The organism is Rhizobium skierniewicense Ch11 (genome assembly GCF_023757665.1).
In the GTDB taxonomy this organism is placed as follows: Bacteria; Pseudomonadota; Alphaproteobacteria; order Rhizobiales; family Rhizobiaceae; genus Agrobacterium; species Agrobacterium skierniewicense.
In genome coordinates this window covers 311,735-337,055 of record NZ_RXPG01000028.1, presented here as the reverse complement: position 1 = coordinate 337,055, position 25,321 = coordinate 311,735, and the positions used below count along the sequence as shown (strand labels likewise).

Genomic DNA, 25,321 nt, shown 5'->3' with positions numbered 1-25,321 from the left:
TAACTTCTTCTGGGAGGAAGATCATGACTTTGAAGACACTTCTGCTGGGCGCGTGCTCGGCTCTCGCTTTTTCTGGCCTCGCTTCCGCAGAAACGCTGACCATCGCCACCGTCAACAATGGCGACATGATCCGCATGCAGGGACTGACATCCGAATTCACCGCCAAAAATCCTGACATTCAGGTCGAGTGGGTCACGCTGGAAGAAAACGTCCTGCGTGAACGCGTCACCACCGATATCGCCACCAATGGCGGCCAGTACGACATCATGACCATCGGCAACTACGAAGTTCCGATCTGGGCCAAGCAGGGCTGGCTTCTGCCGCTCGAAAAGCTCGGCGACAACTATGATGTCGCTGACATGCTGCCATCCATCAAGGGTGGTCTGACTGTCGACAGCAAGCTGTACGCTGCACCCTTCTATGGCGAATCCGCCATGATCATGTATCGCAAGGATCTGTTTGAAAAAGCAGGTCTGAAGATGCCGGAAAACCCGACATGGGAATTCATTGGCGACGCAGCCCGCAAGATCACCGACCGCAAGGCCGACGTGAACGGCATGTGCCTTCGCGGCAAGGCTGGCTGGGGTGAGAACATGGCCTTCATCACAGCCCTCACCAACTCGTTTGGTGGTCGCTGGTTCGATGAAAACTGGAAGCCCCAGTTCGATCAGCCTGAGTGGAAGAACGCGCTTCAGTTCTACGTGGACCTGATGAAGGATGCCGGTCCTGCCGGTGCCTCCTCCAACGGCTTCAACGAAAACCTGACGCTGTTCCAGCAGGGCAAATGCGGCATGTGGATCGACGCCACGGTGGCTGCATCCTTCGTGTCCAACCCGAAGGACAGCAAGGTTGCCGACCAGGTGGGCTATGCGCTGTTCCCGACGCATGGTGAGATGAAGAACCACGGCAATTGGCTCTGGTCCTGGAACCTTGCCATTCCGAAGAGCTCGCAGAAGGCGGAAGCCGCTGAGAAGTTCATCGCCTGGGCAACCAGCAAGGAATACACGCAGCTCGTCGCTTCCAAGGATGGCTGGGCCAACGTTCCCCCAGGCACCCGCACCTCGCTCTACAAGAATGCGGACTACGAAAAGGCCGCAGGCTTTGCAGCGCCGACGCTGGCTGCCATGAACGCTGCCGACATCACCAAGCCAACCGTCAAGCCGGTGCCTTACACGGGCGGCCAGTTCGTGGCGATCCCCGAGTTTCAGTCTCTGGGCACCACGGTCGGTCAGCTGTTTTCGGCGGTTGTTGCTGGTCAGTCCAGCGTTGATGATGCTCTCGCCAGCGCCCAGTCCACGGCCACGCGCGAAATGACGCGCTCGGGATATATCAAGTAATCCTCCCGAAGATCGCCGTCCGGCTCTGAGGGCCGGGCGGCGCATATATTCAAAGCCGTTATGTTTCTGTGAAATCCCCTCCCCAACCCCTCCCCACAAGGGGGAGGGGCTTTATCCGCCGCACCGTTGTCGCACCGAGTGAACTTCGGCGTTTGCGGCACGGTTTCTCCCCCCTTGTGGGGGAGATGGCCGGCAGGCCAGAGGGGGTCTTCGACACCATGCTCAGAGGGCGGAGGAAGCCATCCGATGGCGACGCAAAACACCAAAAATCTGGCGCGGCTGATGATGGCGCCGTCGGTCATCCTGCTTCTGGTCTGGATGATCGTGCCACTGTCGATGACGCTCTGGTATTCGTTTCAGAACTACAATCTTCTGAACCCGTCCAATGTCAGCTTTGCTGGCCTGTTCAATTATCAGTATTTCTACACCGACCCGGCTTTCTTCCAGTCCATCTGGAACACGCTTGTCATCGTCGGCGGCGTGCTGATGATCACCGTCATCGGTGGGATCGGCATTGCTCTGTTGCTGGATCAGCCGATTTTCGGCCAGGGCATCGTGCGCATTCTGGTCATCTCGCCGTTTTTCGTCATGCCGCCGGTCGCAGCTCTCGTGTGGAAGAACATGATCATGCATCCCGGGTACGGGGTGTTGGCGGACCTGAACCGGTTCTTCGGCTTTCAGCCGATCGACTGGTTCTCGCAGTTTCCGCTGCTGTCCATCGTCATCATCGTGGCATGGCAGTGGTTGCCCTTTGCAACACTGATCCTTTTGACAGCCCTTCAGTCGCTGGATGGCGAACAGAAGGAAGCCGCCGAAATGGATGGCGCGAGCTTCTTCAGCCGCTTCATCTATCTGACGCTGCCGCACCTGGCGCGCGCCATCACGGTCGTCATTCTCATCCAGACCATCTTCCTGCTCGGCGTCTACGCGGAAATCCTCGTCACCACCAATGGTGGACCGGGCTACGCCTCGACCAATCTCGCCTTCCTCATCTACCGCACGGCGCTCTTGGGCTATGATGTGGGTGGAGCATCCGCCGGTGGCATCATCGCCGTCATCCTTGCAAACGTCGTCGCCATCTTCCTGATGCGCGCCGTCGGCAAGAACCTCGATCGATAGGAGACAGGATCATGGCTCGCAAAGTCTCGACACGCTCCCGCATCGGCTTCACCATCGCCGCCTGGGTCATCGCCCTCCTGCTGTTCTTCCCCATCCTCTATGCGTTCCTAACATCGCTGAAGACGGAGCCGGAAGCCATTGCGGGGTTCAGCCTGTGGCCATCGGGCACGTTTGAAAACTACATCACCGTCAATACGCAGCGGGATTATTTCAAGCCGTTCATGAACTCGGTGATCCTGTCGGTCGGTTCGACGATCTTTGCGCTGATCATCGCCATTCCGGCAGCATGGGCCATGGCGTTTTCGCCCACCAAACGGACCAAGGATATTCTGATGTGGATGCTCTCCACCAAGATGATGCCTGCGGTGGCGGTGCTGGTGCCGATCTATCTGATCTTCCGCAATGCCGGTCTGCTCGATACCCGCATCGGCCTCACCATCATGCTCACCTTCATCAATCTGCCGATCGTGGTGTGGATGCTCTACACATATTTTCGGGAAATTCCGGGTGAAATCCTTGAAGCGTCTCGCATGGACGGTGCGTCCCTGTGGAACGAGATCGTCTATGTGCTGACGCCGATGGCGATCCCCGGCATTGCCTCCACTCTGCTTCTCAACATCATTCTGGCGTGGAACGAGTCCTTCTGGACCATTCGTCTCACGACGACCAATGCAGCACCGCTGACGGCCTTCATCGCCTCCTTCTCCAGCCCGCAAGGTCTGTTCTGGGCGAAGCTGTCTGCCGCTTCGATGATGGCGATTGCGCCGATCCTCGTGCTGGGCTGGTTCTCCCAGAAACAACTCGTTCGCGGCCTCACTTTTGGCGCGGTGAAATAAGGAATAAGAAAATGGGCAGCATTTCCCTTAAAAACGTTTCCAAGGTCTTCGGTGAAGCCAAGGTCATTCCCTCCATCAATCTCGATATCGAGAATGGCGAGTTCGTGGTGTTCGTCGGCCCGTCAGGTTGCGGCAAGTCCACGCTTCTGCGCCTCATCGCCGGTCTTGAAGACGTCACCGGCGGCCAGATCATCATCGACGGCAAGGACGCCACCGAAAAGGCACCTGCCGAACGAGGCCTTGCCATGGTGTTCCAGTCCTATGCGCTCTACCCGCATATGAGCGTGCGCAACAATATCGGCTTTCCCTTGAAAATGGCCAAGCTCGACAAGGCCGTGATCGACAAGAAGGTCAACGATGCCGCAAGCGTACTGAACCTCACGGATTACCTCGACCGTCGTCCCTCGCAGCTGTCGGGCGGCCAGCGCCAGCGTGTAGCCATCGGTCGCGCCATCGTGCGTGAACCCTCGGCGTTCCTGTTCGATGAACCCCTGTCGAACCTCGATGCCTCGCTTCGCGGCACCATGCGGTTGGAAATCTCCGAGCTGCACAACACGTTGAAGACGACGATGATCTACGTGACGCATGATCAGGTGGAAGCCATGACCATGGCCGACAAGATCGTCGTGCTCAATCGCGGCAATATCGAGCAGGTCGGCTCGCCGATGGAGCTGTACAAGACGCCGCGCAACCTGTTCGTCGCAGGGTTTATCGGCTCGCCGCGCATGAATTTCGTCAAGGGTGCTTACGCGCAGGCCAAAAGTGCCGACACGGTCGGCGTTCGTCCGGAACATCTGCTTCTGTCGAAGGATAGCGGTCTGTGGCAGGGCAAGGTCACCGTGGCCGAACATCTGGGCTCCGACACCTTCATTCACATCAATGTCGAGGAGATCGGCATGATCACCGCACGTGCGGGCGGCGAGTTCGCCTGCCAGCATGGCGATACCGTTTTCATCACGCCGGATGATACCAAAATCCACAGGTTCGATAGCAACGGTCTGGCCCTCTGAGGGCTGGACCGCATCGCCCAATGCTGGTTGTAACAGCGGTTAGCCAAGGCGACTGCTCCATGACAGGAAATTCGAGGATCGTCTCATGACATCAAAACTCTCGCTCGCCACGCTTGATCAGGTCAAGGCAACGGCCTCCGTTCCGTCCTATTCGCGCGCGGACCTTGTCCCCGGTATCGTGCATTTTGGCGTGGGCAATTTCCACAGGGCGCATCAGGCGATCTATCTGGATGACCTGTTCAACACCGGTGCCGATCACGATTGGGCCATCATCGGCGCAGGCGTTCTGCCGTCTGATGCCGTCATGCGTGAAAAGCTTGCGGCACAGGATTTCCTGACCACGGTGGTGGAGCAGGATAACAACCGCACCGGCGCGCGCGTGACCGGCCCGATGGTCGACATTCTCCAGATCGGTGACACCGCAGCCACCATAGAAAAGCTGGCCGACCCAAAAATCCGCATCGTCTCGATGACCATCACCGAAGGCGGCTATTTCATTGATGCATCCGGTGCGTTCAATCCGCAGCATCCGGCCATTGCCGAAGACGGCAAAAATCCCGCCGCACCAAAGACCGTCTTCGGCCTCATCGTCGCCGGTCTGAGAGCTCGCAAGGACAAGGGCCTCCAGCCCTTTACCGTGATGTCCTGCGACAACATTCCGCATAATGGCAAGGTCACGAAGAACGCCGTCGTTGGCGTGGCGGCGCTGTCCGATCCAGCTTTTGCCAACTGGATCAGCGAAACCGTCGCCTTTCCCAATTCCATGGTGGACCGCATCACGCCTGCCACCGGCCAGCGCGAACGTGATATCGCCCTCGATGATTTCGGCATTGACGACAACTGGCCGGTCTTCTGCGAAGAGTTCAAGCAATGGGTCATGGAAGACAATTTCCCAGCGGGTCGTCCTGCGCTGGAAAAAGTCGGGGTGCAATTCGTGCCCGAAGTCGCGCCCTATGAGCATATGAAGATCCGTATTCTTAATGGCGGCCATGCGGCAATTGCCTATCCTGCAGCCCTTCTCGACATCCATTTCGTGCATGAGGCGATGGAGCATCCGCTGATCCGCGCCTTCCTCGCCAAGCTGGAGAAGGAAGAAATCATCCCGATCATTCCGCCGGTGCCCAACACAGATCTCAACGACTATTTCGACCTCATTGAACGCCGCTTCCTCAACCCCAAGATCGGCGATACCATTCCGCGCTTAGCGCAGGATGGCTCCAACCGTCAGCCAAAATTCATCCTGCCATCTACGTCCGATCGTCTGGCAAAGGGCGATGATATCGTCGGTCTCTCGCTGGTCTCGGCGCTGTGGTGCCGTTACTTCCATGGCACGTCCGATAGCGGTGCAAACATCGTCTTCAACGATGCCAGTGCCGAGCGCCTTCAAGCTGCTGCCACCAAGGCCAAGGACGATCCGATGGCGTTTCTCGCGCTCGACGATATTTTCGGCGAGGTTGCCAAATCCGAGCTGTTCCAGAAACGCTTTGCCCATGCCTTGAAGACGTTGTGGGAGAAGGGTACGGCTGAAACGCTTGAACTTTATCTGCAAAACAAACTCGTCAGCTGACGAAAAGAGATGTGCCATGCAAACCGGGAACGCGCCTCTGCTGATCTTTGATTGCGATGGCGTTCTCGTGGATAGCGAACCGGTTTCGATTGCTGTCCTCATCGATATGGTCGCCCATCAGGGCGTCCAGATCAGCGAAGAGGACGCCTATCAGCGCTTCCTCGGCCGCAGCGTCGCCAGTATGACGGCGACGCTTTGGGACGAATACGGCGTCGAAACCGACATCGACTTTCTGGAACATATGCGCGCCGAGTTGTTTCAGCGCTTTCGTGATGAGCTGAAGGCCATCGATGGCATGGCCGAGACGCTGGACCGCCTGTCGGTTCCGCGCTGCGTCGCCTCTTCCAGTCAGCCGGAGCGCATCCGTTATTCACTCGGGCTGACAGGTCTGCTGGATAAACTGGAGCCGCATATTTTCAGCGCCACCATGGTCAAGAACGGCAAGCCAGCGCCCGATCTCTTCCTGCATGCTGCCAACGAGATGCAGATGGAGCCAGGCGACTGCATCGTCATCGAAGACAGCCCTGCCGGCATAGCTGCGGCGAAAGCTGCGGGAATGCGCGTTTTTGCGTTCACCGGCGGTTCACACGCCCGTTTCCCAGCATTTCGGGAGCATATTGCCAGTCTGGAGCCCGATCTGGTGTTTGACGCCATGCCGGATTTGGTCCAACTTGTGGCGGACCAAACTGCGCGGGTTTAACGCTGCCGGTGCCGTCTGCAGCGATGCGGTCTGGTCGCGATTGAGGAATGGGAATTTAGCCTGATGCGTCAATATCTTGTTGCTGTCGATGTCGGCACGGGCAGCGCTCGCGCTGGCGTTTTCGATGCAAAGGGTAGGCTGATTGCACGCGCAACCCATCCCATCATCATGCAAAGGCCAAGGGAAAACCACGCCGAGCATGATTCAGCCGATATCTGGAATGCCGTTTGTATCGCCGTGCGCCAGGCTATGGCCGATGCCGATATCCCGGCATCCTCGGTTGCGGCCATCGGTTTCGATGCCACCTGTTCGCTGGTCGTGCGCGGGCCGCAGGGCGAGCAGGTCACGGTGTCAACGTCCGGCGAAGACCGCTTCGACACCATCGTCTGGCTGGACCACCGAGCCATCGCCGAAGCTGACTTTCTGAGCATGTCGCGTCATCCCGTGCTGGATTATGCAGGCGGCTCGATGTCTCCGGAGATGGAGATGCCCAAGCTGATGTGGCTGAAAAAACATCTGCCGGATAGTTGGACAAAAGCCGGATATTTCTTCGATCTCGCCGACTTCCTGACCTGGAAAGCCAGCGGCAGCGCCAAGCGTTCCAATTGCACGCTGACGGCCAAGTGGAATTTTTTAGGCCATGAGAGGCAGGGGTGGAGCCAGGATTATCTCGAAATGGCAGGCCTTGGCGATCTCCTGCAACGTGGCAACCTTCCCACTCAGGCTGTCGCCCCCGGCCAAAGCGTCGGCACGCTCTCGCAGCAAGCAGCGGACGAGCTTGGGCTGGATACGGGCTGCGAAGTTGCAGCAGGCATGATCGATGCCTATGCGGGCGCACTCGGAGCGCTCGGCGGTAGTCTGCAATCGGATGTCGGCAGCAATGTCGCGCTGATTGCCGGCACCTCCAGCTGCCTTGTCACGCTGACACCGAAACGCATGCCCGGACACAGCCTCTGGGGTCCGTACTGGGAAGCGATCCTGCCCGGCCACTGGCTGGTGGAGGGTGGACAATCGGCCACCGGCGCGCTTTTAGACCACGTCGTGCGCATGCATGCCGCAGGTGGCGAGCCGACCTCGGCACTCCACGCCCGCATTGTGGAACGGGTGCTGGATTTGCGTCGCATTGAAGGGGAGGGCTTTGCCGATCACCTGTACGTCCTGCCGGATTTCCATGGCAACCGTTCGCCGCTGGCAGATCCGCATGCGCGTGGCGTCATCAGCGGGCTGACGCTCGATACGTCCTTCGATAGCTTGTGCCGCCTCTATTGGCGAACGGCGGTTTCCATTGCGCTCGGCGCGCGGCATGTGCTGGATGCGATGGAAGGGTTCGGTTATGCGGTAGAAACGCTACACGTCACCGGCGGCCATGTGCACAACCCACTCCTGATGGAGCTCTACGCCGATGTCACGGGCAAGCGCATCGTCGTTCCCGCCACGGCGGATGCGGTGCTGCTGGGTACAGCCATGAATGCTGCGTCTGCGGGTGGCGTCCACAAGGGATTGGCGGCTGCTGGTGCGGCCATGTATTCCGGTGGGGAGGAGAGACGCGGCAGCGGGCAGGCTATGGAGCGTTACGAGAGTGACTATCGTCGGTTTCTGGCCATGTACCGCCACCGCGAGGAGCTGGAACGGCTTTGACTTTCGTCACCCCGCACGAATGCGGGGTGAGATTGTGGTTTTGGCGTCTTAGCCGTGCAAAACACGCTGCATGTCGCCGATACGACGATACCGGTCCTTGCGGCCCGTTTCTGTCCTCTGCGGCATGGAATGCAGCATGAATTCGGTGATAGCCACCAATTGCAGCATGCTGTGTCCACCGTTCTGGCTGAGCGGGATCGTCAGGCAGATGTCGGCGCTGTCAGGGCCCCACTCGTAAAAGCGGGTCGTGATCAGCACTGTCTTGTAACCGGCCCTTGTTGCCATTTTCGCCAGACGCTGCAATCCGGCCAGATCGCCACCGCAATCCATCAGAATCAGCAGCGTACCATCGGTAGGCTCGTCCATCAGGGCGATGTAGGTGGCGCCATCGCGTTGCAGGTAGTGAACATGCTCGCGACATTCCAACAGCTTGGTGTAAAAATACCGGCAAATCCCAAAGCTTTCTGCGGAGGAGGCGATGAACACCTGTCTGCTTTCGGCGATGGCGCCCAGAGCCGTCTTCCAGACCGACTGCCCGGCCAGATCGTACACGGCTTGCACGGCCTGAATCTGTTGTAGCATGAGCGAGGACAACGGCGTCTGCGCCACGTCCTGCTTGGCCGCAGGTGCCGGTTCCGCCACGCGTGGCTCTTCGCGAAGATGCTCGCGAATGTCACTCAGTTGACGGTAGCCAAGCGAGCGTAGGAACCGCCCGACAGTCATGGGACTGAGGTTGAGTTTTTCAGCCAGCGTCGCCGCTGTTTCAAACGGCAATTCTGCCAGATGTTCGATGAGGTACTTCGCAATCCGTCGTTCCGACGGCGTTCCGGTTTTCAGCGAACGGGTGAGATCAATCAGCAATTTTTCCAACGACGCCTCGTTTTTCTTGTCTTTAGCGGACGATGGTGATCTAGCGAGTTATCTCGCCGCCAATCGTGTCGACTAGGTTGTAAAAAAAGGCCAATCGTTACCCCACTGATCCCCACTTCCGTAAGAATATACGATTTTTTGCCTGTTTGTTTTTATAGTTTAGTAGTTGCTTTTCTTCAAGCGCAAAATAGTGGGTTGTGTTTTTTTCTTGTATTTAACGGGAAGCGTTTCTTGTGAAGGGTCGTAAAACGCCCTATTTGCCACGCACTGGCGAATGGTTATCCATCGACAAAAAATCCGCCTAAATGGAGGCAAAATAATGATTTTTAGCGCTGCGAGAGATGCTTTCGGCAACCTTTTTGCCTCCGAAACACGCGCCGTGTTCTGGAAGTCGCTCGGACTGACAATTTTGGTGCTTGTAGGCCTCTGGTTCGCCATTCGGAGCGTTTTTATCTGGCTTGCATTGCCGTGGATTGATTCGCTCGTGCCCGGCATGCCGGAATGGGCCGGCTGGATGAGCTTCATCTTTGCCATCCTTGCAGGCATCGGATTGGCACTGGCGCTGGCCCTTTTGATCTCTCCGGTCACGGCCATCATCGCCAGCCTGTTCCTGGATGATGTCGCCGACGTCATCGAAAAGAAGGACTATCCCAACGATTCCCCGGGTACGGCCATGCCGCTGAGCGAGGCCATTCCCTCCTCGCTCAAATTCTTCGGCGTGGTGATCCTCGGCAACGGTGTCGCGCTCCTGTTGCTTCTCGTTCCCGGCATCAATCTCATCGCGTTTTTTCTGGTCAACGGCTATCTGCTGGGCCGGGAATTCTTCGAGTTTGCGGCCATGCGGTTCCGCACCCCTGCCGACGCGCGCGCTTTTCGTGCCAAGCACGGAACGACGGTGTTCATGGCCGGTCTGTTGATCGCGGCGTTTCTCGCCATCCCCTTCCTCAACCTCCTGACCCCGCTGTTTGCCGCATCCTTCATGGTACATCTGCACAAAGCGATCAGTCGGCGCGACCCGTCATTCAGCCAGAAACTGGGCCGGTAGCTCCACCAGAGGTGCTGGAATATCGCAGGTCTTTTCCGGCGATTTGCAGATATCGGCGATCACGCAGCGCTCGCATTCGGGTTTGCGCGCCTTGCAACAGTAACGCCCATGCAGGATCAACCAATGATGTGCATGGAAAAGATACTCGTCGGGAATGATCTTCACCAGCCGCTCTTCCACCTCATCCGGGGTTTTCCCCGGTGCCATGCGCAGCCGGTTGGCGATGCGGAACACATGGGTATCGACCGCCAGCGTCGGAACGCCGAAGGCCATGGACATCACCACATTGGCGGTCTTGCGGCCCACGCCCGGCAGCATCACCAGCTCTTCGCGCGTGCGCGGAACCTCGCCGCCAAAAGTGTCGATCAGCATCTGGGATAGGGCAATGACGTTCTTGGCCTTGTTACGGTAGAGGCCGATGGTCTTGATGTAGCCGATCAGGCGTTCTTCACCCAGTTCCAGCATCTTTTCCGGCGTATCAGCCACCGCAAACAGGCCGCGCGTCGCCCGGTTCACGCCCACATCGGTTGCCTGCGCCGAAAGGGCCACGGCCACCACCAGCGTAAACGGATTGGAATGTTCCAGTTCACCCTTCGGCTCCGGCCGCTGTATGGAGAAACGCCGGAATATTTCCTTGAGTTCGTCCTTGGAGTAGACCGTCCGGACACGCACCGTCTTGCGACGTGTCGTCGCATTTGACTTTTTCAGCGTTTGAGCGCTGGATCGTTTCTTGGCAATTGTCATGGTCTTACTATAATCTGACGCCAGCTTTGGTGAAGCACTGGACGAGGACGACACGGTGGACAGCCTTAATGAGCAGCCGGTTTTTGCAGCGGAACTTGTTCCCTATCGCTCCCTCGGACGCAAGGGGTTTCGCGTTCTCCTAGCGCTCACCGGTGCCGTCTGCCTTCTCTATGGCGTGTTCTTCATGGTCACCGGCGCGTGGCCCATCGGTCTTTTCCTGGGCGTTGATTTTCTGCTGCTCTACGTCGCTTTCCGGGTGAATTACCGTGCTGCAAAAGCCCGTGAGGAGGTCATCGTATCGCGCACCAGCCTTTCCATCCGAAAATTCTCACCAACAGGCCGCATGGTCGAGCATCGGTTCAACCCGTTCTGGGCGCGCTTTTTCGTCAAACGTCACGATGAGATCGGCATTCTCTCGATGCATGTTTCGGGGGAGGGGCGGATGACGGATATCGGCTCGTTCCTCAATCCGGATGACCGCGAAAGCTTCGCGAAGGCCTTTCGCGGTGCTTTGGCCACGGTGCGGCTTCGAATCTAGGTGAGAGCGCAAGAAACGGGTGGAGACAGGGGGCGCATCGTGTTTGTGTCGGCGTTGCAAGGAGACACACCATGAATGCCAGTATCACCTTAAAGGAAGACATCACCCCGGTCGGTTCTGATTACGAAACCGTCCGGCAGGTCATTGAAGTCCTGACGGTGGACTACCGCGATCAGCCGTCGCTCGAAACCATTGCCGCCAGGCTTTCGCAGTCACCCACGCAATTGCAGAAAACCTTCACCCGCTGGGCCGGTCTGTCGCCAAAAGCCTTTCTTCAGGCCGTCACGCTCGATCACGCCAAGCGTCTGCTGCGCGACGAAAGCCTTCCGCTTCTGGAAGCTTCCATCGAAGTCGGCATGTCCGGGCCGGGCCGTCTGCATGATCTCTTCGTGACGCATGAAGCCATGTCGCCGGGGGAGTGGAAAGCCAAGGGTTCGGGCCTCTCCATTCGTTACGGTTTTCACCCATCGCCCTTTGGTCTGGCCTTGATCATGATCACCGACCGGGGTCTTGCGGGCTGTGCCTTTGCCGATGCGGGAGAGGAGACGGCGTGCTTCGAGGATATGGCACGCCGCTGGCCCAACGCTCACTACAGCGAAGACAGTGCGGCAACCGCATCTTATGCCTGCAGAATTTTCGACGCCGATAAATGGAAGAGCGAACAACCCTTGCGCGTGGTCCTCCTCGGCACGGATTTTCAGGTCCGCGTCTGGCAAAGCCTCCTGAAAATCCCGCTCGGAAAAGCCGTGACCTATTCCCACGTCGCCCACGACATCGGCCAGCCTAAAGCGTCGCGCGCCGTGGGTGCCGCCATCGGCGCCAACCCCATCTCCTTCGTCGTGCCCTGCCACCGCGCCGTCGGCAAAAGTGGCGCGCTCACCGGCTACCACTGGGGACTGACGCGCAAACGGGCGATGCTGGGCTGGGAAACGGGTAAGGTTTGATCCAGTTGTGGCACATGTGATATGAGATGTGAAACTCACATCTGCCGTATGAAACCATGGAAAGCATATGAAAAGCACCATCCAACTTTCCGACGATATCGACCGCCGTATCGATCTGGTTGCGGCCAAGAGCAGTTTGACGCGAAGCCAAATCGTTGAGGAAGCTCTTGCCCACGGCCGATCGATCGCTTGGCAGGAGCAGTGGATCACCGGCGTGAAAGAGGGTTTGGACGACGCTGCAAAAGGCAATTTCGCCAGCGAAGAGGATATTGCCGAGGTTTTGAACCGTTACGATCAGGCTTGACCGGTTGTGCGCATTGTTTGGACGAAGCGATATCTGAGAGAACTCGCCACCATCGGCAACTATATTGCCGAACAGAACCCTCGGGCGGCGGCCCGCATTGTCCGCCTGATCCACAAGGCAACACGAGACCTTCTCTCATCCAACCCGTTCATTGGACGGCGGGGGGACATTGATGGCACGCGAGAACTCGTCATATCTGGCACGCCCTACATTGTTGCCTATGTCGTTTCGAGCGATGAAATCCAGGTCTTGTTCGTTCAACACGGCGCCCGCGAATGGCCCACTGCTCTTTCTGACTGATATTGGTTACGGGGCCGTTTCCCCCAGCTCCAGCAGCGCCCGCGCTGCGGCCTCATCGGTAATCAGCGTGTTACATCCGATGCGTTGGATGGTAGCGCGGATGGCGGTGGCGCGGTGGGCGCCGCCTGAGGCCAGGACTATGTGTTTGGCCTTCTTCAGCGTGTCGAGACCGATGGCCATGGCGCGCTGGTTGATGGGGTGGTCGACCGAGTGTCCCTCCGCATCGATGAAATTGAACATGGTGTCGCAGACGCAGCCCGCTGCCACCAGTTCGTCATGCGTCTGTTTGGAAATGAAGCCCTCCGACAGCGATGTGGAATGCGGACCGATATCGCCGCAGCTGACGATGGCGAGGTCGAGATTTTCCGCCAGTTCGAACAGCGTGTTCAGCCCACATTTCTCGATCAGGGAACGGCGTGTTTCTTCGGAATCCACCAGAAGCGGTGCGAGGAACATATAGCATTCAGCACCCAGTGCGCTGGCCAGCCGCCATGTGTAATCCAGCGGATTGGTCTGATGGACCGCCACGATACCGCCCAGCAACGACACCACCTTGCAGTTTTCCCGGCGCGGCGGGCGAAAGCTGGAGAGCGATGCCGTCATGGTGCGGCCCCAGCCCACGCCGATCGTGGCATTGTCTGGAACCGCCTCCGATAGAAATTGACCCAGCGCCAGTCCGACAGCCTTGGCGATATCTTCGGCCTTCGAGGATGCGGAGGGAATGATGATCGCTTCGTCCAGACCGTAAGCGGCCTCCAGCTTAATGGCGAGTTCGACGTAGTCCTCGATGCCCTCGTTGATCCAGATCTGCACCTCGGATCGCTTCATCGCCTCATCCAGAAGGCGGATGACGGTGGAGCGACTGATACCCAGTTTTTCCGCCACGTCCTTCTGCGTCATGCCCTGATTATAATAGAGCCACGCCGCCCGCAGCCGCAGCGATGCGGCTTCGGAATAGGCTGTATGAGTGTCTCTTCGCAGTTTCGCCACTGTTTTCGCCATGCTTGGAGGGGGAGTCCACTATGGCAGGCGTGAAACTTATGTCAATTGCATTGCGCAAATGTCTTGACTTCTGGGTTGGCGCTGCGCGATACTTAACAATGAGAAAACAGCTTGGTTCCGACATCGCGCGCAAGCAGGCGAGGGCAGGAACGAAACCCGGCTGAAACGGTTTTCCAGAGATGACGAGGATCAATCAGCATGACATCGAAACTTGACCAACTTCGCAAAATCACGACGGTTGTCGCCGATACCGGCGATATCGAAGCGGTTGCCCGGCTGAAGCCGGTGGATTGCACCACCAATCCGTCGATTATTCTGAAGGCCTTGGGTACGCCGATGTTTGCCGATACCGTAAAGGAAGCCATCTCCTGGGGTCAGAAACAGGGTGGTGATTCCGATGCTGTGGTTGGCGCGATCGCGGACCGTCTCGCGATCTCTGTCGGTGCAAAGCTTGTCGAGCTCGTACCCGGCCGCGTGTCGACCGAAGTTGATGCCGATCTCTCCTTCGATACGAAGGCGTCCATCGCCAAGGCGCATCAGATCATTGCCGGTTACAAGGATCGTGGCATCGAGCGTGACCGTATTCTCATCAAGCTCGCCTCGACATGGGAAGGCATCAAGGCTGCCGAAGTACTTCAGTCCGAAGGCATTGATTGCAACCTGACACTTCTGTTCTCACAGGCCCAGGCCATCGCCTGCGCAGAAGCCAAAGCCTTCCTCATCTCGCCTTTCGTCGGTCGTATTCTCGACTGGTACAAGAAGTCCACGGGCGAGGATTATACCGCTGAAACCGATCCGGGCGTTGTCTCCGTTCGCAAGATCTACAATTATTACAAGGCTAACGGCATCTCGACGGTTGTCATGGGTGCGTCCTTCCGCAATGTCGGCGAGATCGAAGCGCTGGCCGGTTGTGACCGTTTGACCATCAGCCCGGCGCTTCTGGAAGAGCTGGACAAGGATACCGGCACGCTGGAGCGGAAGCTCTCCGCTGACGATGCAAAGGCCGAGCCCTTGCAGAGCCTGGACGAGAAGGCCTTCCGCTGGCACCTCAACGAAGATGCCATGGCAACGGAAAAGCTGTCCGAAGGTATCCGCCAGTTCGCCAAGGATCTCGAATCTCTTCGCGGCATCATCCGCAAGCAACTGGCAGCTTAAGCTTCCAGAATAATTCTGGAACCTTCGCGATAGTCGCTCGTTATTGAAGTATAATACCTCCAGTCAAGAAAGCGCGATCGGTCCCCTCCCGGTCGCGCTTTTTATTGTCCGGCTGCCACGTTTGAAATCGTCCGGGCTGCTTGCCGGATAAGATCGACGCAGTCATCGGCGCCGGGTGCGTTGCCGCTGAGAGGCGTGATGTAAGGGCAGGTGATGGCCGCCAACGCCGTGCCGTCGAGTGTTAGCACTGGGGCGGATAGGTTCCTGATACCGGCGGTCTGCAAACTGTTCATGCTCTCGAAACCGTTCGCCCGGATCTGTCCCAACCGTGTGATCAGGCCTTCGGGCACGGATGTCTCGTTGCCGCCGCGAAGCTGCTCGGCAATCATGATCTCCCGCTGCGCGTCAGACTGGAAGGCAAGCAGAACGTGGCCGGAGCCGGTGTTGAACAGGCTCATCTGCGCCCCGACGCGGATCGATAGAGCCCAATAGGTCGAGCTATCCTGTTGGGCGATGACAGCCACGACACCGCGATCATAGACGGCCAGATGGCAAGCCTGTCCGGCCTTGTTGGAAAAGTCCCGCATCACGGGCGCGGCAAAAGACACCAGCCTGCGCAAAGGGGCATGGAAATGCGCCAGACCGAAGAGTTTCAAGGTCAGGAAAAATCGGTCGCCATCCTGCCGTTCCACATAGCCCCGGCGGACGAGCCGGTCGAGCATGCGGTAGAATTCATTGGGACTTTTGCCGATGGCCTTGGCGATTTCCGCCTGCGTCAGGCCGCCATCGGTTTGCGCCAGAAGCTCGATAATGTCGAGGCCCTTGTCCAAGGCAGGCGCACGGTATTTTTCACTGTCGTCTTCGATCATCCGACCTCTGCGGTTTCAGGTCGATGGTACGCTGCACCATCTCCAGTTCCAGCTCCCTTGACGTTATATGAATACGCTGTTTACGTATGAATTGTCGATCCATTTCGATTTTCAGGCGCGCCTTGGCGCCAAGAGGAGCAGCGCATGGCGCAGGATTTCACCGGCAAGACAGTGGTTATCACCGCGGCAGGTCAGGGTATTGGCCGTGCCACGGCGGAACGGTTCATCGAACTTGGCGCGCGCGTCATCGCGACTGATATCAACGACGCCGCACTCGCCACGCTGACCGGGGCTGAAACGCGCGTCTTGAACGTGCTGGATGGCGATGCAGTGAAAGCGCTTGCGACGGATATCGGTCGCGCTGATGTGCTGTTCAATTGCGCTGGCTTCGTTCACGCTGGCACTATTCTCGATTGCGAAGAAAAGGACTGGGATTTTTCCTTCGATCTTAACGCCAAGGCCATGTACCGCACGTGCCGCGCATTTCTGCCCGCCATGCTGGAACAGGGCAGGGGTGTCATCGTCAATATGTCGTCGGTTGCATCCAGCGTGAAGGGTGTCCCCAACCGGTTTGCCTATACGGCCTCGAAAGCCGCTGTGATTGGCCTGACCAAATCCATCGCGTCGGACTTCGTCACCAAGGGCATTCGTTGCAATGCCATCTGCCCCGGCACGGTCGATAGCCCCTCGCTGCATGAGCGCCTGCGTGCGACTGGACACTACGAGCAGGCCCTTTCCGACTTCATCGCCCGACAACCCATGGGTCGCATCGCGACGCCGCAGGAGATTGCCGCTCTGGTGACATATCTGGCATCCGATGAGGCTGGATTTACCACGGGACAGATACACGTGATCGACGGCGGCTGGACAGCCTGATGTCGAGACGCCCGCAGCGTCACGGGCGAGGGCTCATCATGTCACAACAAAAAACGGCGGGCCTCTCGACCCGCCGTTTCCCGTCATACCCGTTACGATCAGAGGATCGCCTGACCAGCCATGAGTGCAAGAACCAGGAAGATCAGGAACACGACCACTGCAATGAAGAACAGAATACGGGCGATGCCCGCTGTCGCCGCCGAAATTCCCGTAAAGCCGAAAACACCGGCGATCAGCGAAACTACGAAGAATATAAGAGCCCATTTCAACATGGTCGTACCTCTTTGCGTCAATTGATGCGGTCGAGCCCCTACGCTTCAACCTGTCGATATGACGCGAATCAAGGGCAGGAAGTTCCGAACATTCTGAAATAATGTTTTCAATTGTGGACAATTGACTTTCAGATCGTGCTTTCCGCCCTGTTCACGGCCCGCGCCTTCCATGTTGTCCGCAGGAAGGCGAGGATGAAGAAACCGCTCATGATCAGAACGATCGTCGGGGCCGGAGCGCTATCGATCAGGAAACTGGCCCAGATGCCAATGATCGAAGAGGTAACAGATACGGCGATGGCCGCGATCATCATGCTGGAAAACCGTCGTGTGATCAGGAATGCGATGGCACCGGGGGCCACCAGCATGGCGACGGAAAGAATGATGCCAATGGCCTGCAACGCGCCCACCACCGTCAGCGATAGCACCGCCAGCAAGCCGTAATGCAGCAGGCGAACCGGCAGGCCGATGGCCTTGGCGTGTTGGGCGTCAAAGGCGTGGACCAGAAGGTCCTTGCGCAGCAGCACCAGAAACAGCGTGGCTACCAAGGCAATCAATCCGGTTTCAACAATGTCGCTCACGGCAATGCCCAGCATGTCGCCGAACAGGATATGGTCCAGATGCACATCGCTCTGCACCTTGACATAAAGAACCAAACCGAGCCCAAACATGCCGGAAAAGACGATGCCAAGCACGGTGTCTTCCTTGATGCGACTGTTTTCCTTCAGAAAGCCGGTGCCCAACGCGCAGATCATGCCCGCAACGAAGGCCCCGATGGAAAAGGGAATACCGACGATATAGGCGATGACCACACCGGGTAGCACGGCGTGAGAAACGGCATCGCCCATCAGCGACCAGCCTTTCAGCACCAGAATGCACGACAGCATGGCCATCGGCACCGCAATCATCAGCGTGATGATAAAGGCATATTGCATGAAAGGCAGTTGGAACGGCAGGATCGCAAGCTGCAGGTTTTCGCTCATGGCGCGGCCTCTAGAGCAGCCTTGGCCTTGGCGCGCGAAGCGAGATAGCCGTGCTTGGGCGCAAACACGAAGGCGGTCAGGAAGATCAGCGTTTGCAGGACGACGATGATGCCGCCGGTGGCACCATCGAGGAAATAGCTGAGATAGGCCCCGAGGAAGCTGGTGCCTGCGCCGATGGCAAAGCTCATCCCGATCAGGCGCTCGAACCGGTCCGTCATCAGATAGGCGGTCGCACCCGGCGTCACCACCATGGCAACCACCAGAAACGCGCCGACGGTTTGGAGGGCGGCGACTGTGGACGCCGCCAGGAGGGTGAAGAAGATGATTTTCAGAAGATCCGGGTTGAGGCCCACGGTGCGAGCGTGGTTTTCATCGAAGAACACGACCATGAAATCGCGCCACTTCAACGACAGTACGAGAAGGCTGATGCCGCCGATCAGCGCCAGTTGAAGCGTGTCTTCCGGGGTGATCGCCAGGATATTGCCCAATACGATGGTCTGGATATTGATCGATGTGGGAGACAGCGACACCATGAACAGGCCAAGCCCGAAGAAGGAGGTGAAGATCAGGCCGATGATCGCATCTTCCTTCAACCGCGTCTTCTGGTTCAAAAACAACATGGAGCCTGCCGCCAGCCCGCCGGAAATGAAGGCACCGAGAGAAAAGGGCAGGCCCAGCATATAGGCGCCTGCGACGCCCGGCACGATGGCGTGGGACAGGGCATCGCCGATCAGCGACCAGCCTTTTAGCATCAGATAGGACGACAGAAACCCGCAAACGCCACCCACCAGCGCGCTGACCCAGATGGCGTTCAGCATATAGGAGTAGGTGAAGGGTTCGAGCAGAGTGTCAATCATGGCTCTTGGCTTTCGTGGTCGTCGTGGCCGAACCATCCTTGCTGTAGATCACGAAGGGCCGCTCGTCGTCGGTGATGACCGTCAGGTGGCGCGGATCGGCATCGTCGTGCAGGTCCGTACCGCCCAGAATGAAATGGCGCAGACTGCCACCGAACGCCTTTTGCAGGTTGTCTTCGGTGAACGTATCCTCTGTCCTGCCCGACGCGATGACGGTGCCCTTGACGAAAACCGCGCGGTCGCAAAAATCAGGGACGCTGCCGAGATTGTGGGTGGAAACCAGCATGATGCGGCCTTCGTCGCGCAGCGCCTTGAGCAACGCGACGATCTGTTCTTCGGTGTTCACATCCACGCCGGTAAAGGGCTCGTCCAGCAGAATGACCTGACCTTCCTGCGCCAATGCCCGCGCCAGAAACACCCGCTTTTTCTGCCCGCCGGAGAGCTCGCCGATCTGGCGCTTGCGGTAATCCACCATGTTGACGCGGGAAAGCGCCTCATCGACCATCTGATGGTCGCGCTTTGACGGTATGCGCAGGAAATTCATATGGCCGTAGCGACCCATCATGACAACGTCCTCGACCAGAACCGGAAAGCTCCAATCCACCTCTTCGGCCTGCGGCACATAGGCGACGAGGTTCTTTTTCAGCGCATCGCGGGCGGGCAGATCGAAGATCGAGACGCGACCCGCCGCCAACGGCACGAAGCCCATGACGGCCTTGAAGATGGTGGATTTTCCCGCACCATTGACGCCTACGAGAGCGGTGATGGTGCCGCGGGGAATGGAAAAGCTGGCGCTGCGCAGCGCCGTGTGACCGTTGCGGTAGGTCACCGTCACATCATCGACGGTCAGTCCCGTTTCCACTGTCTTTCGCTTTCCCATCATCATTTGGAAAGGCCTTTCACAATCGTCTCGGTGGTCACGCGCAAGAGGTCGAGATAGGTCGGCACCGGACCATCGACTTCGCTCAAGGAATCCACGTAGAGCACGCCTCCATAGGCAGCTCCAGTTTCCTTGGCCACCTGTTTGGCCGGATCGGGGGAGACGGTGCTTTCGCTGAAAATGACCTGAATCTTATGCTGGCGCATCGCATCGATCACGCCGCGCACCTGCTGGGGCGTGCCCTGACTGTCGGCATTCACAGGCCACAGGAACAGTTCCTTCATGCCGAAATCACGCGCAAGGTATGAAAACGCGCCTTCGCTCGTCACCAGCCAGCGCTTATCCTGCGGCAATGCGGCGATAGCATCGCGCATCGGCTGTATTTCGCGGCTGATCTTGTCGGAATAGGCCTTGGCATTGGCGGCGTAGACGGCGGCATTGCCAGGGTCTATCTGCGTCAAAGCCTTGCGGATATTTTCGACATAGATGAGTGCGTTATCGGGCGACATCCAGGCATGCGGGTTGGGCTTGCCCTGATAGGCGCCGCCGCTGATCGACATCGGCGTCACGCCTTCGCTTACCGTTACATTGGGAACGTCAGCCAGGTTTGCCAGAAACTTCTGGAACCACAGCTCCAGATTGAGCCCGTTCCACAAAACGAGATTGGCATTGCGGGCTTTCAGGATATCGCGCGGTGTCGGCTGGTAATTGTGAATTTCGGCACCCGGCTTGGTGATGCTGTCCACATCGGCGGCATCGCCAGCCACATTGCGCGCCATATCGGCGATGATGGTGAAGGTGGTCACGACCTTCGGCTTCTCCTGCGCCACCGCTGCCAGCGGCAGCAAAAGCACCGCAGCACAGAGCAGATATCGAAGCGATGACAATCTCATGGGCCTATCCAACTCCTGATGCGATTCATTCGCAATATCAATCTGGCCATCTAAATAGGGTTTGTCAACGCTATTGCAAATCATTCGCAATAATTGATTTGTAACACGGATTGTCGTTTTTTTGACGGAGTCCAAAAATGAGCCAGTTTGGTGCCCGGATTCGCTGCCGAATTAAGCCTTCTTCAACGAGAACACGTCAGAATTGATGCATGTATGGTGATAGGCGCAAGCCGCCGTGCCTTCATCGTTTTAGCAGTGACACTGCTTGTGCATTCTGCGGACGATCAGCTTTAACGGGGTAATGCATGTCGGGACGCTCGACGTGAAGGCAGTGTTCAAGAGAATACGGTTTTCTCGCAAGTTCGTATTGTTGAGCGGCATCGTCCTCCTGTTCGGGGGCGCGTCCGGCCTTGCCGCCGTTTTCGTCGGTAAAGACGCCCTGTTCGGTCCCTCCAATGCATCGGTCAACGGACTCGAATGCGAGATGGTGCAGACCGTCAACATCAAAAAAGCCGGTAGCCTGTGGGTCCGCAAGTTCATTCGCACTGATGGTGGCGATGGCGCGGAGCGGGTCAAGACCGCCCTGCGTGTGGCCAAGGCCGTTTATGACAAGCAGAAACCCGACCTCGTGCAGGTCTCCATCCTGGATCAGAACGGGCCGACCATGCGCTCGGATATGCGCGGCCGTGCCATCGCCGCGCAGGTGGTCTATATCCCCGATGTCACAAAGCTGCCGGCGGATGCCGACGCCAAACCCTATTCCGCCTTCTATTACGATGGCCCCCCAAGCGGGGAGGGGATCTTCTATGGTTTGCGGATTGATCTACCTCTGGAAGATACCCAGCATCTTGCGGCCGATCTGAAAGACTTCACGGATTGCATCGATCCGAATGCCGAAGCCGCTGCGGCCGGCGGGCATGGCGCTGCACCAGCGGATCACGCAGCACCGGCGGAGGGCAAAGGCCACGGCGAAGCTGCACCCGCCGAGGGCCATGATGCGCCAGCACCGGAGTCGGTGCATGAAGGCGCGCCAGCCGCTGCCGACGATCCCGCTCTGTTGACCTCCACGCCGGAGCCTGAAAGCGTCAGCATGTTCAGTTTGGCCTATTTGAAATCATTGGTTTTCGGCAAAGGCCAAACGGAAGCTGTCGCAGCCGAGCCTGCCCATGGCGCAACGCCGGTCACGGAAGACGCCCCCGCACATGGCGAGGACGCACCTGCGGAAGAGCCCGCGAAATCCGGCCATTGAGTCTGCGGCCTGCCTCTGTGGTGCGGAGAGGCTTTTTGCGATCGAAGACGTGATCGAAGGAGGGCGGCTTTACCGCCCTGCCAACATCAATCCGCCTTCTGGCGGCGGGCCGGGAACAGGATGACGTCGCGGATGGACGGCGCGTTGGTCAGCAACATCACCAGACGGTCTACACCGATGCCGAGGCCCCCGGCGGGCGGCATGCCCTGATCGATGGCGTCGAGGAATTCGTCGTCCAGCTGCTTGTCCTTTTCGCCACGCGCATGGGCCTGTTCCAACTGCTCCACCATGCGGCGGCGCTGTTCTTCCGGGTCGTTCAACTCGGAGAATGCATTGCCAACTTCCCAGGCGTTGCAATAGCTCTCGAAACGCTCCACCAGACGCGGCTCGCCCGGCACTTCCTTGGCAAAGGGCGAGATGTCTTTTGGAAAATGCGTGACGTGACTTGGCTGGATCAGCGTCGCCTCGACCTTTTCCTCAAAGATGAAGGCCAGGCATTCGCCCCAGGTCCAGTCCTTCTCGACTTCGAAACCGGCAGCCTTCGCGGCAGCGCGGGCTTCTTCGTCGGTCTTGATGGCCAGGAAGTCGATGCCCGTCGCCTCCTTCACCGCATCCGGCATCGGCACGCGCTTGAACGGACCCTTGAAGGAAATGGTCTTGCCCTGGAATTCCAGTTCCGTCGTGCCGTGAATGGCAATCGCCAGCGTTTCGAACATGCGCTCGACCAGACCCATAATGTCTTCGTAGTCGGCATAGGCCCAATAGCATTCCAGCATGGTGAATTCCGGATTGTGCCGGGTTGAAACACCTTCATTGCGGAAGTTGCGGTTGATTTCGAACACCTTGTCGGACAGGCCAGACACCAGCGTGCGCTTCAGGAACAGTTCCGGCGCAATGCGCAGATACATGTCCATCTTCAGCGTGTTGTGGAAGGTCTTGAACGGATCGGCCGTCGCGCCGCCATAGACGGTCTGCAACATCGGCGTTTCAACCTCGAGGAAGGCCTCGTTTTCCATGAAGCGGCGAATGCCGGAAATGATCTTTGAGCGCTGCTGGAAGCGGAGTTTGGACTCTTCGTTGGAGAGAATATCCAGGTGGCGCTTGCGATAGCGGATTTCGATGTCGGAAATCCCGCTCCACTTCTCTGGCATTGGCAGCAGAGACTTGGTCAGCATGGTGATCTCTTCGGCATTGATCGTCAGCTCGCCGCGCTTGGTGCGGCGCACCTTGCCGGTCACGCCGATGATGTCGCCGATATCGATCATCGGCAGAAGGTCGCGCGCAGCTTCCGGCGTCGTATCCTTGTGGGAGAAGATCTGCACCTTGCCGGAGGCGTCATGGATGTCCATGAACATGCCGGAATTGCGCGAGGAATAAACGCGCCCGGCAACCGTTACCGTGTCACCGGTTTCAACGTCCGGCTCGATCTGCGCATATTTCTCGGCCAGTTCCGCATTGGTCAGCGTGCGGTGAAAATGGGCGGGATACACATCGCCGATTTTCTCACGCAGCATTCCCAGCTTCTGGCGGCGCACTTCGGTCACGTCGGACGAGAGGGCAGTTGTTTCGGTTGTCTTGTCGGTCATCGTCTGGGCCTTCTTCGGGCAAGTTATTCTCTATGGTGATGCGGTGGCTTTCTGGTTCGCCCCGTACCTTCCCGTCTCGTCATCCTCGGGCTTGTCCCGAGGATCTGCTGCGTCACCGGCACGTCCGACGTCCAACCCCTGGCACCCAAGGTAGATCCTCGGGACAAGCCCGAGGATGACGACCGTGGCGGCGTCAGCTCACCAGCCGCGTCGCCCGCTTAACTGCCTGCGGCAACCATCGACGCCACAACCGCAATCGCGATCTTCAAACGCTGGCGCACCACGGAACGGCCGAGCAGCGCCATGCTATCAAACAGCGGCAGCGAACGCGACGAGCCCGACATCGCAACGAAGAGCGGCGGTGTCACCACGCGCAGTTTCTTGCCCGTGCGTTCGGCAACATCGCGCAGTTCCTGCTCAATCGATTCCAGCGTCCAGTCCGGCATTTTCTCCAGATCGGCGGCAACCGTGGTCAGGATTTCGTGGGTTTCTTCCGGCTTGGTCTTCAGACCAGCGAAAGAGGCAGGCGTCAGGCCGACATCGCTCGACAGCAGGAAGCCTGCGAGGTTCGGCAGTTCGCCCAGCTTTGAAATGCGGCTCTGCGAAAGCTTCAGGCCTTCCGTCAGGCGGGAGTTTTCCATCGCCCATTCCAGCGTGCGGGCAATGAACTCGTCCTGGCTCAGCTTTTCGCGCAGCCAGCGGCCGTTCAGCCAGTCCAGCTTCTGAATGTCGAAGATGGCACCTGCCTTGGACAGCGCTTCCGGGTCGAATTTCTGCGACAGTTCTTCCATGGTCAAAAGCTCTTCGCCTTCGCCAATCTGGATGAAGAACAGACCGAGGAAGTTCATCAGCGCTTCCGGCAGATAGCCGAGCGCGGAATAATAGGAGATCGAGGTCGGGTTCTTGCGCTTGGAAAGCTTGGATTTGTCGGCATTGCGCATCAGGGAGAGATGCATGAACGTGGGCTGTTCCCAACCGAAATAACGGTAGAGCAGAATGTGCTTTGGCACCGATGCCAGCCACTCTTCGCCGCGTGCGACATGGGTGATCTTCATCAGATGGTCGTCGATGACATTGGCCATGTGGTAGGTCGGCATGCCATCCGCCTTCATCAGAACCTGCATGTCAACGCTGTCCCACGGGATCGATACATCGCCGTAGACGCCATCGTTGAAATCGCAGGAGCCTTCCGTCGGGATTTTCATCCGCACGACAGAAGCTTCGCCCGCGTCCATCTTTGCAGTCACTTCCTCAGCCTTCAGATGCAGGCACAGACCATCATATTTCGGCGGCTTTCCAGCGGCGCGCTGCGCTTCACGCATCTCGGTCAGGCGCTCCGGCGTGCAGAAACAGCGGAAGGCGTGGCCCTTTTCCAGCAGTTCGTCGGCGAATGGCTGGTACATGTCCTTGCGGTCGGACTGGCGGTAGGGGCCATAGGGGCCGCCAACATCAGGGCCTTCGGACCATTTCAGGCCGGTCCATTTCAGCGCTTCCAGCACCTTGTCTTCATATTCGCGCGTGGAGCGCGTCGCATCGGTATCTTCGATGCGCAGAATGAATTCACCACCGTGCTTGAGGGCAAACAGGTAGTTGAAAAGCGCGATGTAAGCGGTGCCGACATGCGGCTCGCCGGTGGGGGAAGGGGCAATACGGACGCGGACGCCGGAAGTGGTCATGAAATTCACTCGTCGTGACTGGCTGTGACATAAAGCTGAAAGTGCCCGATATCACGGGAATTGACGTTGGATGCGGC

At 58.2% G+C, this 25,321-nt stretch carries 26 protein-coding genes; 15 read left to right on the top strand and 11 right to left on the bottom strand.

The genetic code is table 11. The annotated features are described in order from the left end of the window. Positions 1 to 23: 23 nt before the first annotated feature. The 7 genes from EKM04_RS18215 to EKM04_RS18185 all read left to right on the top strand — a co-directional run bounded on the left by EKM04_RS18215 (position 24) and on the right by EKM04_RS18185 (position 8,207). On the top strand, positions 24 to 1,337 hold the full coding sequence (locus EKM04_RS18215) for an ABC transporter substrate-binding protein (RefSeq protein WP_174154017.1): 1,314 nt from the start codon (positions 24 to 26) through the stop codon (positions 1,335 to 1,337). Between the two features lie 246 nt (positions 1,338 to 1,583). Then, positions 1,584 to 2,456, top strand: coding sequence for a carbohydrate ABC transporter permease (locus EKM04_RS18210; RefSeq protein ID WP_174154016.1), 873 nt, complete (start codon positions 1,584 to 1,586; stop codon positions 2,454 to 2,456). An 11-nt stretch (positions 2,457 to 2,467) separates the two neighbouring features. Further along, the gene (locus tag EKM04_RS18205; protein ID WP_174154015.1) at positions 2,468 to 3,292 is read left to right on the top strand and encodes a carbohydrate ABC transporter permease; all 825 of its coding nucleotides are present in this window, start codon (positions 2,468 to 2,470) and stop codon (positions 3,290 to 3,292) included. A gap of 11 nt (positions 3,293 to 3,303) precedes the next feature. Next, the gene (locus EKM04_RS18200) at positions 3,304 to 4,302 is read left to right on the top strand and encodes an ABC transporter ATP-binding protein (RefSeq protein WP_174154014.1); all 999 of its coding nucleotides are present in this window, start codon (positions 3,304 to 3,306) and stop codon (positions 4,300 to 4,302) included. 85 nt (positions 4,303 to 4,387) lie between these two features. Next, positions 4,388 to 5,869, top strand: a complete 1,482-nt coding sequence (locus EKM04_RS18195; RefSeq protein WP_183896077.1) for a mannitol dehydrogenase family protein — start codon at positions 4,388 to 4,390, stop codon at positions 5,867 to 5,869. Between the two features lie 16 nt (positions 5,870 to 5,885). Next, complete coding sequence (locus EKM04_RS18190) at positions 5,886 to 6,569, top strand: HAD family hydrolase (RefSeq protein WP_183896075.1); 684 nt, start codon at positions 5,886 to 5,888, stop codon at positions 6,567 to 6,569. 63 nt (positions 6,570 to 6,632) lie between these two features. Beyond that, entirely contained in the window at positions 6,633 to 8,207 is a 1,575-nt protein-coding gene (locus tag EKM04_RS18185) for an FGGY-family carbohydrate kinase (RefSeq protein ID WP_183896073.1), read from the top strand. Between the two features lie 48 nt (positions 8,208 to 8,255). Here EKM04_RS18185 and EKM04_RS18180 read toward each other — a convergent pair whose 3' ends face one another. Next, positions 8,256 to 9,077, bottom strand: a complete 822-nt coding sequence (locus EKM04_RS18180) for a MurR/RpiR family transcriptional regulator (protein WP_174154010.1) — start codon at positions 9,075 to 9,077, stop codon at positions 8,256 to 8,258. A 319-nt stretch (positions 9,078 to 9,396) separates the two neighbouring features. On the opposite strand from EKM04_RS18180, the gene EKM04_RS18175 reads away from it, so the two are divergent. After that, entirely contained in the window at positions 9,397 to 10,122 is a 726-nt protein-coding gene (locus tag EKM04_RS18175) for a sulfate transporter family protein (RefSeq protein ID WP_174154009.1), read from the top strand. On the opposite strand, the gene nth is transcribed toward EKM04_RS18175, so the two are convergent. Continuing rightward, positions 10,096 to 10,866 carry an endonuclease III gene (gene nth, locus EKM04_RS18170; RefSeq protein ID WP_183896071.1) on the bottom strand — a complete coding sequence of 257 codons (771 nt, stop codon included), beginning with the start codon at positions 10,864 to 10,866 and terminating at the stop codon, positions 10,096 to 10,098. The two genes, EKM04_RS18175 and nth, sit on opposite strands and share 27 nt — an antisense overlap. A 55-nt stretch (positions 10,867 to 10,921) precedes the next feature. On the opposite strand from nth, the gene EKM04_RS18165 reads away from it, so the two are divergent. The 4 genes from EKM04_RS18165 to EKM04_RS18150 all read left to right on the top strand — a co-directional run bounded on the left by EKM04_RS18165 (position 10,922) and on the right by EKM04_RS18150 (position 12,952). Next, complete coding sequence (locus EKM04_RS18165) at positions 10,922 to 11,404, top strand: DUF2244 domain-containing protein (RefSeq protein WP_183896069.1); 483 nt, start codon at positions 10,922 to 10,924, stop codon at positions 11,402 to 11,404. A 71-nt stretch (positions 11,405 to 11,475) separates the two neighbouring features. Then, positions 11,476 to 12,348: a methylated-DNA--[protein]-cysteine S-methyltransferase gene (locus tag EKM04_RS18160; RefSeq protein ID WP_174154006.1), complete on the top strand. Its 873-nt coding sequence runs from the start codon at positions 11,476 to 11,478 to the stop codon at positions 12,346 to 12,348. 67 nt (positions 12,349 to 12,415) lie between these two features. Beyond that, positions 12,416 to 12,652, top strand: coding sequence for a CopG family ribbon-helix-helix protein (locus EKM04_RS18155; protein ID WP_183896067.1), 237 nt, complete (start codon positions 12,416 to 12,418; stop codon positions 12,650 to 12,652). A gap of 6 nt (positions 12,653 to 12,658) precedes the next feature. After that, positions 12,659 to 12,952, top strand: a complete 294-nt coding sequence (locus tag EKM04_RS18150) for a type II toxin-antitoxin system RelE/ParE family toxin (protein WP_183896065.1) — start codon at positions 12,659 to 12,661, stop codon at positions 12,950 to 12,952. A gap of 6 nt (positions 12,953 to 12,958) precedes the next feature. On the opposite strand, the gene EKM04_RS18145 is transcribed toward EKM04_RS18150, so the two are convergent. Then, positions 12,959 to 13,942, bottom strand: coding sequence for a sugar-binding transcriptional regulator (locus EKM04_RS18145; protein WP_183896159.1), 984 nt, complete (start codon positions 13,940 to 13,942; stop codon positions 12,959 to 12,961). 210 nt (positions 13,943 to 14,152) lie between these two features. Between EKM04_RS18145 and tal the strand changes: the two genes are divergently transcribed. Then, positions 14,153 to 15,109 carry a transaldolase gene (tal, locus tag EKM04_RS18140; RefSeq protein WP_174154003.1) on the top strand — a complete coding sequence of 319 codons (957 nt, stop codon included), beginning with the start codon at positions 14,153 to 14,155 and terminating at the stop codon, positions 15,107 to 15,109. 101 nt (positions 15,110 to 15,210) lie between these two features. On the opposite strand, the gene EKM04_RS18135 is transcribed toward tal, so the two are convergent. Then, on the bottom strand, positions 15,211 to 15,978 hold the full coding sequence (locus tag EKM04_RS18135; protein WP_183896064.1) for an IclR family transcriptional regulator: 768 nt from the start codon (positions 15,976 to 15,978) through the stop codon (positions 15,211 to 15,213). Positions 15,979 to 16,122: 144 nt separating this feature from the next. Here EKM04_RS18135 and EKM04_RS18130 point away from each other — a divergent pair, with 144 nt between their 5' ends. Then, on the top strand, positions 16,123 to 16,854 hold the full coding sequence (locus tag EKM04_RS18130) for an SDR family oxidoreductase (RefSeq protein WP_183896062.1): 732 nt from the start codon (positions 16,123 to 16,125) through the stop codon (positions 16,852 to 16,854). Between the two features lie 98 nt (positions 16,855 to 16,952). On the opposite strand, the gene EKM04_RS18125 is transcribed toward EKM04_RS18130, so the two are convergent. The 5 genes from EKM04_RS18125 to EKM04_RS18105 form a co-directional block, all read right to left on the bottom strand. Further along, on the bottom strand, positions 16,953 to 17,126 hold the full coding sequence (locus EKM04_RS18125; protein WP_174154000.1) for a DUF1328 domain-containing protein: 174 nt from the start codon (positions 17,124 to 17,126) through the stop codon (positions 16,953 to 16,955). A gap of 128 nt (positions 17,127 to 17,254) precedes the next feature. Beyond that, entirely contained in the window at positions 17,255 to 18,106 is an 852-nt protein-coding gene (locus EKM04_RS18120; protein WP_183896061.1) for a metal ABC transporter permease, read from the bottom strand. Then, positions 18,103 to 18,963, bottom strand: coding sequence for a metal ABC transporter permease (locus EKM04_RS18115; RefSeq protein ID WP_183896059.1), 861 nt, complete (start codon positions 18,961 to 18,963; stop codon positions 18,103 to 18,105). Before EKM04_RS18115 ends, EKM04_RS18120 begins: the two co-directional genes overlap by 4 nt. Further along, positions 18,956 to 19,843 (bottom strand): manganese/iron ABC transporter ATP-binding protein, encoded by an 888-nt coding sequence (locus tag EKM04_RS18110; protein ID WP_412762970.1) that lies wholly within the window; start codon positions 19,841 to 19,843, stop codon positions 18,956 to 18,958. Before EKM04_RS18110 ends, EKM04_RS18115 begins: the two co-directional genes overlap by 8 nt. Then, positions 19,843 to 20,733, bottom strand: a complete 891-nt coding sequence (locus tag EKM04_RS18105; RefSeq protein ID WP_183896057.1) for a metal ABC transporter substrate-binding protein — start codon at positions 20,731 to 20,733, stop codon at positions 19,843 to 19,845. The genes EKM04_RS18110 and EKM04_RS18105 overlap by 1 nt, the downstream gene beginning before the upstream one ends. Before the next feature lie 343 nt (positions 20,734 to 21,076). Between EKM04_RS18105 and EKM04_RS18100 the strand changes: the two genes are divergently transcribed. After that, on the top strand, positions 21,077 to 21,982 hold the full coding sequence (locus EKM04_RS18100; RefSeq protein ID WP_183896157.1) for a hypothetical protein: 906 nt from the start codon (positions 21,077 to 21,079) through the stop codon (positions 21,980 to 21,982). A gap of 86 nt (positions 21,983 to 22,068) precedes the next feature. On the opposite strand, the gene lysS is transcribed toward EKM04_RS18100, so the two are convergent. Both lysS and gltX read right to left on the bottom strand, forming a co-directional pair. Then, entirely contained in the window at positions 22,069 to 23,568 is a 1,500-nt protein-coding gene (gene lysS, locus EKM04_RS18095) for a lysine--tRNA ligase (RefSeq protein WP_183896055.1), read from the bottom strand. 218 nt (positions 23,569 to 23,786) lie between these two features. Then, positions 23,787 to 25,244: a glutamate--tRNA ligase gene (gene gltX, locus EKM04_RS18090; RefSeq protein ID WP_183896053.1), complete on the bottom strand. Its 1,458-nt coding sequence runs from the start codon at positions 25,242 to 25,244 to the stop codon at positions 23,787 to 23,789. Between the last annotated feature and the right edge of the window lie 77 nt (positions 25,245 to 25,321).